The 12,535-nt window shown below is 38.0% G+C and carries 12 protein-coding genes; all 12 read left to right on the forward strand.

Annotation, left to right across the window (positions count from 1 at the left end; translation table 11 throughout):
• Positions 1-174 precede the first annotated feature (174 nt).
• Positions 175-1,518 (forward strand): 30S ribosomal protein S12 methylthiotransferase RimO, encoded by a 1,344-nt coding sequence (gene rimO / locus AAV96_RS12910; RefSeq protein WP_046739592.1) that lies wholly within the window; start codon positions 175-177, stop codon positions 1,516-1,518.
• Between the two features lie 51 nt (positions 1,519-1,569).
• Entirely contained in the window at positions 1,570-2,298 is a 729-nt protein-coding gene (gene pyrH / locus AAV96_RS12915) for a UMP kinase (protein WP_004662027.1), read from the forward strand.
• A gap of 77 nt (positions 2,299-2,375) precedes the next feature.
• On the forward strand, positions 2,376-2,930 hold the full coding sequence (gene frr, locus AAV96_RS12920; protein WP_004662028.1) for a ribosome recycling factor: 555 nt from the start codon (positions 2,376-2,378) through the stop codon (positions 2,928-2,930).
• A gap of 4 nt (positions 2,931-2,934) precedes the next feature.
• Positions 2,935-3,684 carry a polyprenyl diphosphate synthase gene (gene uppS, locus AAV96_RS12925; protein WP_046739593.1) on the forward strand — a complete coding sequence of 250 codons (750 nt, stop codon included), beginning with the start codon at positions 2,935-2,937 and terminating at the stop codon, positions 3,682-3,684.
• Positions 3,685-3,686: 2 nt separating this feature from the next.
• The gene (locus AAV96_RS12930; protein ID WP_004662030.1) at positions 3,687-4,514 is read left to right on the forward strand and encodes a phosphatidate cytidylyltransferase; all 828 of its coding nucleotides are present in this window, start codon (positions 3,687-3,689) and stop codon (positions 4,512-4,514) included.
• Positions 4,515-5,711: a 1-deoxy-D-xylulose-5-phosphate reductoisomerase gene (gene ispC, locus AAV96_RS12935; RefSeq protein ID WP_046739594.1), complete on the forward strand. Its 1,197-nt coding sequence runs from the start codon at positions 4,515-4,517 to the stop codon at positions 5,709-5,711. It begins immediately after the preceding gene.
• A gap of 5 nt (positions 5,712-5,716) precedes the next feature.
• Positions 5,717-7,072, forward strand: coding sequence for an RIP metalloprotease RseP (gene rseP / locus AAV96_RS12940; RefSeq protein WP_046739595.1), 1,356 nt, complete (start codon positions 5,717-5,719; stop codon positions 7,070-7,072).
• A 35-nt stretch (positions 7,073-7,107) separates the two neighbouring features.
• Positions 7,108-9,621 carry an outer membrane protein assembly factor BamA gene (gene bamA, locus AAV96_RS12945; RefSeq protein WP_046739596.1) on the forward strand — a complete coding sequence of 838 codons (2,514 nt, stop codon included), beginning with the start codon at positions 7,108-7,110 and terminating at the stop codon, positions 9,619-9,621.
• A 40-nt stretch (positions 9,622-9,661) separates the two neighbouring features.
• Positions 9,662-10,162 (forward strand): OmpH family outer membrane protein, encoded by a 501-nt coding sequence (locus tag AAV96_RS12950; protein WP_046739597.1) that lies wholly within the window; start codon positions 9,662-9,664, stop codon positions 10,160-10,162.
• A 3-nt stretch (positions 10,163-10,165) separates the two neighbouring features.
• On the forward strand, positions 10,166-11,236 hold the full coding sequence (lpxD, locus tag AAV96_RS12955) for a UDP-3-O-(3-hydroxymyristoyl)glucosamine N-acyltransferase (RefSeq protein WP_046739598.1): 1,071 nt from the start codon (positions 10,166-10,168) through the stop codon (positions 11,234-11,236).
• Positions 11,237-11,242: 6 nt separating this feature from the next.
• Positions 11,243-11,728, forward strand: coding sequence for a 3-hydroxyacyl-ACP dehydratase FabZ (gene fabZ, locus AAV96_RS12960; protein ID WP_046739599.1), 486 nt, complete (start codon positions 11,243-11,245; stop codon positions 11,726-11,728).
• A complete protein-coding gene (gene lpxA / locus AAV96_RS12965) occupies positions 11,725-12,513 on the forward strand; it encodes an acyl-ACP--UDP-N-acetylglucosamine O-acyltransferase (RefSeq protein WP_046739600.1) in 789 nt (262 codons plus the stop codon). Before fabZ ends, lpxA begins: the two co-directional genes overlap by 4 nt.
• Positions 12,514-12,535 lie beyond the last annotated feature (22 nt).

The following is a 12,535-nucleotide window of genomic DNA, read 5'->3' on the forward strand; positions in this document are numbered from 1 at the left end:
TTTCACATAGATTGAGTTATTTCAATATTTTATCATGCTTTAAAATGGTGCGTTGTTGGGGTTTGTTTAAAATTTTGGTTGTATTTTGGTGCATTACACAAAGAGATGGCTTTGTAGCTATGCGGCAGCAAAGAAAAGTCATACAATACGCCGATTCAAGTGGAGCGCAGATTCATGAAGACCCCCAAAGTCGGTTTTGTATCTTTAGGTTGTCCTAAGGCATTGGTAGATTCTGAACGAATTTTAACTCAGTTAAAGACTGAAGGTTATCAAGTTGCATCAGATTACGACGGTGCAGATTTGGTTGTTGTTAACACCTGTGGTTTTATTGAATCTGCAGTGCAAGAGTCTTTAGATGCCATTGGCGAAGCCATGAGCGAGAACGGTCGTGTGATCGTTACAGGTTGCTTAGGTAAAGATGAAGATAAAATTCGTCAAATGCACCCAAATGTGCTTAAAGTTACAGGGGCGGCAGCTTATCAAGATGTAATGGAAGCTGTACATGAATATGTACCAGCTCCTCCCAAACATAACCCATTTATTGATTTAGTCCCAGAACAAGGTGTACGTCTAACACCAAAACATTATGCTTATTTAAAAATATCAGAAGGTTGTAACCATCGTTGTACTTTCTGCATTATCCCAAGTATGCGTGGTGATTTAGTTTCTCGTCCTGTGGGTAGTGTTTTAGATGAAGCATCAGCATTAAAACGTGCTGGTGTAAAAGAAGTATTGGTTATTTCTCAAGATACTTCTGCTTACGGTGTTGATACCAAATACAAGTTGGACTTTTGGAATGGTCAACCTGTAAAAACTAAGTTCTATGATATGTGTGAAGCACTTGGTCAGCTTGGTATTTGGGTGCGTTTACATTATGTCTATCCTTACCCACATGTCGATGCAGTCATTGACCTAATGGCACAAGGAAAAATCCTGCCATATTTAGATATTCCTTTTCAGCATGCCAGTCCGCGCATTTTAAAATTGATGAAGCGACCAGCCCATAGCGAAAATACATTAGAGCGTCTGAAATTGTGGCGTGAAAAATGCCCTGAATTGGTGATTCGCTCAACTTTTGTTGTGGGTTTCCCTGGTGAAACTGAAGAAGATTTCCAAATTCTATTAGAATGGTTAAAAGAAGCTCAATTAGATCGCGTGGGCTGTTTTACTTACTCGCCAGTAGAGGGTGCGACAGCGAATGATCTTCCTGATCATGTGCCAGAAGAGATCAAGCAAGATCGTTATGAGCGTTTCATGGAAGTTCAGCAAGCGATTTCTGCTGCAAAACTACAAAAACGTATTGGTCAGACGATGACAGTATTGGTTGATAGCTTGGAAGAAGAGTTTCCAGTTGCTGTTGCGCGTTCATATGCAGATGCACCAGAAATCGATGGCAACGTATTTGTTGAAGATATTGATAAAAATGTGATTAAAGCGGGTGATTTACTCGAAGTCGAAATCACGGATGCAGATGAATATGATTTATTTGCTAAGTTGATTCAGATTAAATCAGCTTGATATTGAATTAAATTGAAGAAATTTTGAGATTGGTCGGTTTGGAGTAAAGGTATGTCAGCTTCTAAAAATCCACGTTATGCACGAATCTTGCTAAAGCTTTCTGGTGAAGCTTTAGCAGGCAATAAAGATATGGGTATTGATGCCCAAGTATTAGATCAGATGTCACTTTCAATTGCACACTTGGTTGGTTTGGGTGTACAGGTTGGTATTGTTGTTGGTGGCGGTAACTTATATCGTGGTAGTCAGTTACAAAAAGATGGTCTTGTAGGTCGCGTAACAGGTGACCAAATGGGGATGTTGGCAACTGTAATGAATGGTTTGGCAATGCGTGATGCATTAGTTCGCCGTAATATCAAAACACGTTTAATGTCAGCACTTCCGATTGGCACAGTTGTTGAGTCTTACTCAAGTCGTGATGCAATTCGCCACCTAAGCCAAGGCGAAGTTTGTGTATTTGTTGCGGGTACTGGTAATCCATTCTTTACAACTGATACAGCTGCTTGTTTACGTGGTATTGAAATTGAAGCAAACCTCATCTTAAAAGCAACTAAAGTTGATGGTGTTTATAATAAAGATCCAAGTAAATATGATGATGCGGTTAAATATGATAATTTAACTTTCGATCAAGTTCTTGATGAAAAGCTTGGCGTGATGGATCTTACCGCAATTTGCTTATGCCGTGATCATAATGTCCCATTACAAGTATTCGATATGAATAAATCGGGTGCTTTACTTTCTGTTGTAATGGGTGAAAAAGAGGGTACTCACGTTACGAATTAATGTACGTGAGCCATAAAGCGCTTTATACTAATGTCTAAATATTTTGTAATACCTAATGAATAAGTAAGGAAGATCATATGATTAACGATCTCAAAAAAGATAGCGAACTGCGCATGAATAAAACACTTGACTCTTTGGAGCAAGGTTTTGCAAAAGTTCGTACTGGACGTGCGCACCCATCTATTTTAAATGGTGTGATGGTTCCTTACTATGGTTCTGATGTTCCATTAAACCAAGTTGCAAACGTAGGCCTTGAAGACTCACGTACACTCTTAGTACAACCATTTGAGCGTTCAATGGTTTCAGCGATCGATAAAGCAATTCGTGAAGCTGGTTTAGGATTGAACCCTATTACAGCCGACGCAATTCGTGTGCCAATGGCTGCATTGACTGAAGAAACGCGTCGCGATATGCAAAAAGTTGCACGTACTGAAGCTGAGAATGCAAAAGTTGCAATTCGAAACATTCGTCGTGATGTATTAGGTGATATCAAAGCATTGTTGAAAGAAAAAGAAATTTCTGAAGATGATGATCGCCGTGCATCAGAAGATATTCAGAAAATTACGGATAAATTCGTTGCTGAAGTAGAAAAGCGCTTGGCTGCGAAAGAAGCTGAATTAATGAAGGTCTAATTTTATGACCTTGCAAGAAGATCAACTTCTTCCTCAGCATGTTGCCATCATTATGGATGGCAACAATCGCTTTGCCAAAAAGATGCAAATGCAAAAAGGTGATGGGCATCGTGAAGGCAAAAATGTCTTGGATCCGATTGTCGAGCATTGTAAAGGTGTCGGCGTAAAAGCATTAACGGTTTTTGCATTTTCAAGTGAAAACTGGAATCGACCACAGTATGAAGTCGATTTACTCATGAAGTTGTTAGAAGATACGATTCATGAGCAACTTCCTCGTATGGAAAAATTTAATATTGCTCTACGCTTTATTGGTGACCGATCACGTCTCTCAGATCATTTAAGTGATTTGATGCAATATGCAGAACAAAAAACAGCAGCCTTTGATTCTATGACCTTAACTATTGCGATTAGCTATGGTGGTATGTGGGACATGGCCCATGCTGCAAAATGTATTGCTCAGGATGTTCTTGCTGGGAAAGTTCAAACAAATCATATAAATGTTGATTTATTTGATAAATATGTCAGTCTAAATGACCTGCCTGCTGTGGATTTATTAATTCGTACAGGGGGGGATTATCGCCTTTCGAATTTCTTATTGTGGCAAGCTGCATATGCTGAATTGTACTTTACAGAAACTTTATGGCCAGAGTTTACAGTCGAAGAGTTGGATTACGCATTTCGTGTTTTTTCAGGACGTGAACGACGTTTCGGTAAGACGACAGAACAGATTCAACAAGCGAAAATAGAGAATTAATAATGTTAGAGCGGATTATTACCGCATTGGTGTTAGTTGCTGTTGTTTTAAGTTGCATGTTTGCGACGCAATCACATTATCCAATGTTTGTGCTTATGATTTTAGCAGCTGGGGTTGCAGGCTATGAGTGGTTTAAGCTTATGCCTCATAAAGAAGCTATTGTTTCAAAACCTAAGGCTTGGATATATGGTATATGTGTAGCATCGGTTTCAACACTCGCATTATTTTTTGATGATGTTGCATTGTTGCTATGGGCAGCATCTATTCTTACGTGGCTAGGTAGTATTTACTGGGTTAAAAGCTTTCCAGAATCAGATAATTGGTACAATGTATCACTGTATGCAATTGGTTTTATTCTAATTTCTGCAGCAGTGACTGCGCTTTATGCAGTTTGGCATAGCTCACCTTGGTGGCTGATGTATTTGTTCTTGTTAGTTTGGGGGGCAGATAGTGGTGCATATTTTGTTGGTCGTAAATTTGGTAAAAGAAAACTTGCTCCTACAGTAAGCCCAAATAAATCGGTTGAGGGATTGTATGGTGGTATTGCAACAACAGTTGTGATTATGTTGGTTGTACAATATTTCTATTTAAACTTAACTGTAATACAGCTTATCTTATTCCTGATTCTTTCTATTATTACCGTTTTTGCATCAGTATTAGGTGACTTGTTTGAGTCAATGATCAAACGTCGTGCAGGCATTAAAGACTCAGGGCGTGTACTTCCTGGGCATGGTGGAGTATTAGATCGAATTGATTCACTTCTTGCTGCCGCGCCTATTTTTGCAACTGGTATGTATGTATTGGTAAAACTTATTGGTGTAGATCTATAAATGACACAGGCTGTTTGTATATTGGGTGTTACGGGCTCTATTGGGCAAAGTACCTTAAAAGTATTGGCGCGACACCCAGACCAATACTCTGTTTATGCGGTTTCTGCATATAGTCGTTTAGATGAACTGGTAGAAATATGTAAAAAATACAGCCCTAAAATAGTGGTTGTTCCGAAAATAAAAGCTTTAGAACTAGAGCAGTGTTTAAATCAAGAAAACCTAAAAAATATTGAAATTTTAACAGATGAAGCGGGTTTGATAGCCATTGCTGAACATGATGCAGTTGATATTGTTATGGCTGCAATCGTCGGTGCTGCTGGCTTATTACCGACACTTGCCGCAGTCAAAGCAGGCAAACGTGTGTTACTTGCAAACAAGGAAGCCTTGGTGATGTCAGGTGACATCATGATGCAGGCAGCACGTGATCATAATGCTTTATTGCTTCCTGTCGATTCAGAGCATAATGCGATCTTTCAGTCATTACCACACAATTATTTACAGATTGAGAGAACAGGTGAGCCACAACTCGGCGTGTCTCAGGTTTTATTAACAGCTTCTGGTGGTCCATTTCTTAATCATTCTTTAGAACAATTACATGATGTAACGCCTCAACAGGCTTGTAAGCATCCAAATTGGTCTATGGGACAAAAAATTTCGGTAGATTCAGCGACTTTGATGAATAAAGGTTTGGAATTGATCGAAGCGTGTCATTTGTTTTCAATATCAGAACATTTTGTTACAGTTGTTGTTCATCCACAAAGTATTATTCATTCCATGGTGCAATATGTGGATGGATCAACTTTGGCACAAATGGGTAACCCAGACATGTGTACGCCAATTGCGCACGCATTGGCATGGCCGCAACGCTTAAAGACGGATGTTCCTGCTTTAAATCTGTTTGAAACAGCTCAATTAAATTTTCAGGCACCTGATAATATTAAGTTCCCAGCTTTAAGTTTAGCTCGTCAAGCAATGCGTGCTGGTGGGTTGGCTCCTACAATTTTGAATGCTGCCAATGAAATTGCGGTTGCTGCATTTTTAAAAGGGCAAATTCGATTCACTGAAATTACGCAAGTGGTCGAGCATACTTTACAAGCTGTACAAAATGCTAAAGCAGAAAGCATAGACATCATTTTGCAGACTGATATGATCGCAAGAGGTATTGCAGAGAAGTACATCGTGGGTATAGGGGGGTAAATCGTATGAGCGCACTATTTATGATTGTTGCAGCGATTTTATTATTAGGCCCACTGATCGCGATTCATGAGTTTGGTCATTATTGGGTCGCACGTAAATTAGGTGTTAAAGTTTTAGTCTATTCTATTGGCTTTGGACCCACTTTGCTTAAATGGCAATCGAAAAAATCAGGTATACAATACCAGCTTTCAGCATTGCCGTTAGGTGGTTACGTTAAAATGCTTGATGAACGTGAAGGTAATGTTGCAGAGCAAGATTTACCTTATGCGTTTAATCGTCAGTCACCTTGGAAACGTATCGCAATTGTTGCTGCTGGGCCGTTGATTAATTTAATTTTTGCGGTTTTATTGTTTTGGATTTTATTCTTACCTGCTCAGGAACAATTAAATACACGTATTGGTAAGATTGTACCGAATACACCTGCTGCTCAAGTCAATTTACATGTTGGCGATAAAGTAGTAATGGTTGATGGTCAAACGACACCAACATGGGAAAAACTAAACTATGCTTTAGTCAATCGTGTTGGAGAGACAGGCCAAGTTTCAATTGTTGTTGAGCGTACTGGAACTGAAAAACAGTTTAGCTTACCGATTAAAGATTTTCTAAAAGATCAGAGCCAATCGCCTTTAGATGAGTTAGGGTTTTTACCTTATCGTCCTGTGATTCCAGCGATCGTAAAAGAACTGAGTACTGATGGCGCTGCTATACGTCAAGGTATGAAAGTCGGAGACAAAATTGTTGCGATTAATAACGTTGCAATGAAAGATTGGTTTGATGTCGTTGATGTTGTACAAAATTCACCTGAAAAACTCTTAAATATTGATGTACTACGTCAAGGCAAACTGGTTCATTTACAAGTGATGCCTCAAGGCCAACGTGACAATATGGGTAATATGAGTGGTGTTCTCGGAGTGAAAAGTGATGCAGGTAAAATCACAATTCCGAATGAATATAAACAAACCATTCAGTATTCACCTGTAGAAGCTTTCGGGGTTGCTGTTGAAAAAACAACACAATTGTCAGGTATGATTTTTAGTTCGATTACTAAAATGGTACGTGGACTAATTGGATTGGATAACTTATCAGGTCCTATTACGATTGCTAAAGTTGCAGGGCAGAGTGCTGAAATGGGGTGGCAAACCTTTATTTCTTTTATGGCATTGATGAGTGTTAGTTTAGGAATTTTAAATTTATTACCAATTCCGATGCTTGATGGCGGTCATTTAGTTTATTACTTTATTGAAGCAATACGTGGTAAACCTGTTTCTGAACAAATACAGATGTTTGGTCTAAAAGTTGGTATGGTACTGCTCGGTAGCATGATGCTTTTGGCTTTATTTAACGACTTCATGCGTTTATAAAAAACGCAAACGGAATTTAACTTACTGGAAAATATATGGGCATGCGTCACACACATTTATTAATGCCTTTGGCACTGGTTAGTGCGATGGCAGTGGTACAACAAGCATACGCAGCAGATGAGTTTCTTGCACAAGATATACGAATTGATGGCCTCGTGCGTTTAACACCTGCAAGTATCTATTCTATGTTACCAATAAATAGTGGCGATAGAGTAAGTGATCCAATGATTGCTGAGGCGATCCGTACTTTATATGCTTCAGGTCTATTTGATGACATTAAAGCCTATAAAGAAAAAGACGTATTGGTGTTTAAAGTTGTAGAGCGTCCAATCATTTCAAAATTGGAATTCAAAGGTAATAAGCTGATTCCTAAAGAAGCCTTAGAGCAAGGCTTAAAGAAAATGGGGATCGCAGAGGGCGAAGTCTTTAAGAAGTCGGCATTGCAGATCATTGAGACTGAGCTTGAGCAGCAATATACGCAACAAGGTCGTTATGATGCTGATGTAACGGTGGATACCATTGCTCGTCCAAATAACCGTGTAGAACTCAAGCTTAATTTTAATGAAGGTACTGCTGCAAAAGTATTTGATATTAATATCATTGGTAATACTGTATTTAGTGATAGTGATATTAAGCAAGCTTTTGCAGTTAAAGAAAGCGGTTGGGCTTCTATTGTTACACGTAATGATCGCTATGCACGTGAAAAAATGGCAGCAAGCTTAGAAGCCTTACGAGCTCTATATCTAAATAAAGGTTATATCAACTTTAATATTATCAATTCACAACTCAACATCAGTGAAGATAAAAAACACATTTTCATTGAGGTCTCAGTTGACGAAGGTAGTCAGTTTAAGTTTGGTGAAACCAAATTCTTAGGCGATGCACTCTATAAACCTGAAGAATTAAAAGCACTAAAATTATATAAAGATGGTGAAACTTATTCACAAGAAAAAGTAAATGCTGTTAAGCAGTTGCTACTTCGCAAATATGGTAATGCAGGTTATTACTATGCAGAAGTGAATGTTGTACCTGAAATTAATAATCAAACAGGCATTGTAAATCTAAATTATTATATTAATCCTGGTCAGCAAGTAACAGTTCGTCGTATTAACTTTACTGGAAATAGTAAAACAGCGGATGAAGTATTACGTCGTGAAATGCGCCAAATGGAAGGTGCTTTAGCAAGCAATGAAAAAATTGATTTATCAAAAGTACGTTTAGAACGCACAGGTTTCTTTAAAACTGTTGATGTAAAACCTGTTCGTGTACCTAATTCTCCAGACCAAGTTGATTTAAATGTAGATGTTGAAGAGCAACATTCTGGCACAACGACATTAGCAGTAGGTTATTCTCAGAATGGTGGTATTACTTTCCAAGCAGGTTTAAGCCAAACCAACTTTATGGGTACTGGAAATCGTGTTGCGATTGATTTATCTCGTTCAGAAACGCAAGACTATTATAACTTAAGTGTGACGGACCCATATTTTACTATTGATGGTGTTAGTCGTGGTTACAACGTTTATTATCGAAAAACGAAGTTAAGTGAGAACTATAACGTTAATAACTATGTTACTGATAGTGTCGGTGGTAGTTTAAGTTTTGGGTATCCAATTGATGAAAATCAGAGTATTAGCGCTTCTTTAGGTATCGATCAAACTAAAGTAAGAACAGGTCCAAGTGTATCTACATACATTCGTGATTATTTGTTGGCAAATGGTGGTAAAGCAACTGCACAGAACACTTATTGTCCTGAAGACCAATTAGATAAAGATTTAGATGGTAACTATACAGGTAAATGTAAGCCAGGTGGTGAGATTACTTATAATAGTGCTTTCGAGGGTAGTTTCCTAACTTATACTTTGAACCTAGGTTGGTCATATAATACTTTAAATAGACCGCTTTTCCCAACTTCAGGTATGTCGCACCGTGTTGGTCTAGAAGTAGGCCTTCCAGGTAGTGATGTTGACTATCAAAAAATGACTTATGATGCTCAGGCATTCAAATCATTGCCGATGGGATTTGTACTTAGAGGCTATGGTAAATTAGGTTATGGTAATGACCTACCATTCTATAAAAACTTCTATGCGGGTGGTTATGGATCTGTTCGTGGTTATGACAATAGCTCACTTGGACCTAAATACCCAAGTGTGATTTTCCAAGCAACTGGTAAAAATGACCCGAGCCCAGAAGAAGTTGGGGGGAATGCTTTAGTTCAATTTGGAACAGAATTGGCGCTTCCTTTACCATTCAAAGGAGATTGGACACGTCAAGTTCGACCTGTACTTTTTGCCGAGGGTGCTCAGGTATTTGATACGCAATGTAATGTACCAAAAGGTAATATATTAGTAGGTGCTAGTACTGTTGATATCAAACAATATTGTAATGATAACTACAAGTTCGATTTTGGCAATATGCGTTATAGCGTTGGTGCAGGTTTCACATGGATTACGATGATTGGTCCATTATCATTAAGTTATGCTTATCCGCTTAATGATAAGAGTGGCGATAATACCAAATCTATTCAATTCGAAATTGGTCGTACTTTCTAAGTACGGCCCTTAAGCTCTTAAAATATAAAAGGACGAAATAATGAAAAAATTAATGATGTTGATGTTAGGCTTAGGTTTAACGGTTTCTGCTATGACGAATGCTGCTGGTATAGGTGTTGTTGATCTAGCTCGCGTAGTTGAAAGTAGCACATATCTTAAACAACAAAATGCTGCTCTTGGCCAATCAGTTAAACCAACATCGACGCGATTAGAACAATTAGGTAAAGAATTGGAAACTATGCAGCAAAAAGCGCAAACTGATGGTCCTAAGATGAATCAGGCTGATATTCAAAAAATGACTGCGCTGTATCAAGCTAAGTTAAATGAGTTCAATACAACTCAACAGGGCTTACAGACTAAAGTACAGTCTACATTACAGTCAATGAACACTGCATTTGAAGGAAAAGTGAAGCAAGCAGCTGAGCAATTAAGAAAAGAAAATAATTTAGATCTTATTTTGAATAAAAATTCAACAATTGCCTCTGACGCTCAGTATGATTTAACTGATAAAATGATCCAAAAGGTTAACGCACTGAAATAATCAATGAATAGACGTACTTATCGTTTAGAAGAAATAGCTCATCTTGTAAAAGGTGAGCTTTTTGGTGATAAAGATTTTAAAATTTCTAATTTGTCTAGTTTGGAACAGGCACAAAATCATCACATTTGTTTTGTAAATGGTGAAAAATATTTAGCACAAGCTGAAGCAAGTGAAGCAGGTGTTTATATTGTGACAACTGCATTAAAACAACAATTATCATCGAAGCAAAATTTTATCGTTGTAGAAAATCCTTATCTCGCTTTTGCAACTCTTACACATTTATTTGAGAAGAAAATTTTTCAAAGAGGTATCGAAAGTACTGCTCAAATTCATCCTTCTGCAATTGTGGCTGATAATGCTTATATAGGGCACTATGCTGTCATTGGTGAGCATTGTGTTATTGGACATAATACAATTATCCAAGCACATGCTTTTATTGATGATGAAGTTGAAATTGGTAATGACTGTTTCATTGATGCGCATGTCACGATTACTGGTGGTGCAAAGTTAAAAGATCGGGTTCGTATTCATGCGAATACTGTGATTGGATCAGAAGGTTTTGGTTTTGCACCTTATCAAGGAAAATGGCACCGTATTGCTCAACTCGGTTCGGTAAGAATCGGTAATGATGTCCGTATTGGTTCAAATTGTAGTATTGATCGTGGCGCATTAGATGACACAATTTTAGCAGATGGCGTCATTATTGATAACCTTGTGCAAATTGCTCACAATGTTCAAATTGGAGAGAACACTGCGATTGCAGCGAATTGTGGAATTGCAGGAAGTGCTAAAATTGGCAAAAACTGTATCATGGGTGGAGCATCAGGGGTTGTTGGTCATCTTGAAATTACCGATAATGTCACTCTTACTGCAATGTCAATGGTCACAAAAAATATTTCTGAACCTGGAACGTATTCTTCTGGAATGGGATTATTTGAAAATAGTCATTGGAAAAAGACAATTGTTCGCCTAAGACAATTAGCAGATGTGCCATTGACCCAAATCACTAAAAGGCTTGATCATATGCAAGCTCAATTAGAGTCCCTTGAATCAACCTTTAAGTTACATAAATAATTTATTATGACTGAGTCTACATCTCCAGCATTTACAATGCCTGAATTACCCATGGATATTCTTACGATTCGTGAATATTTACCACATCGTTATCCTTTTTTACTTGTTGATAGAGTTACAGAAATAACTGAGAATAGTATTGTCGGCTATAAAAATGTCTCTATTAATGAAGAGTTTTTGCAAGGGCATTTCCCGACATACCCAATTATGCCGGGTGTGTTGATTATTGAAGCTCTCGCACAGGTCTCAGGAATATTAGGCTTTGTATTGACAAATCAAAAGCCAAAAGAAGGATCATTGTTCTTATTTGCTGGCGCAGAAAAAGTAAGATTTAAGAAACAAGTTGTTGCTGGTGACCAGCTTGTCTTAAAATCAGAACTAGTGATGCAAAAACGTGGCATTTACAAGTACAATTGTAAGGCTAGTGTCGACGGTATTGTCGCTGCAACAGCAGAGATCATTATTTCCCACCAAAAAATTGAGCAGACATGAGTAGTCAAAACCTAATTCACCCAACCGCAATTATTGACCCATCTGCAGAAATTGCATCTGATGTACAAATTGGACCTTATTGTATTGTTGGTCCGAATGTAACGATTGATGCTGGGACTAAATTACGTTCACATGTGGTAATTGGCGGTTTTACGAAAATTGGAAAAAATAATGATATTTTTCAGTTTTCGAGTGTCGGTGAAATTTGCCAAGATTTAAAGTATCAAGGTGAAGAGACATGGCTAGAAATAGGGGATAATAACTTTATTCGTGAACATTGTACTTTGCATAGAGGTACGGTTCAGGATAATGCAATAACAAAAATTGGTAGTCATAACTTATTTATGGTGAATACCCATATTGCGCATGATTGTGTAATTGGTGATCACAATATTTTTGCCAATAATGTGGGCGTTGCAGGTCATGTCCATGTAGGTAATCATGTTATTGTAGGCGGTAATGCGGGTATTCATCAGTTCTGCCGTATTGACTCATATAGTATGATTGGTGGAGCAGCTTTAATTCTTAAGGACGTTCCTGCTTACGTGATGGCATCTGGTAATCCTGCACATGCTTACGGTATGAATATTGAAGGCATGCGACGTAAAGGTTGGACTCGAGATACGATTCAAGGTTTAAGAGAAGCATACAAGCTGATTTATAAGGCTGGTTTAACCACTGAGCAAGCTATTGAGCAGATTCGTAGCGACATACTGACGAAGACGCCTGAAGCACAATTGTTTATTGATTCACTAGAAAAGTCTACACGCGGTATTGTCCGTTAAAATTTAGAAAATAAAAAAAGAC

Source organism: Acinetobacter sp. AG1 (assembly GCF_001005525.1).
GTDB classification, from domain to species: Bacteria; Pseudomonadota; Gammaproteobacteria; order Pseudomonadales; family Moraxellaceae; genus Acinetobacter; species Acinetobacter modestus.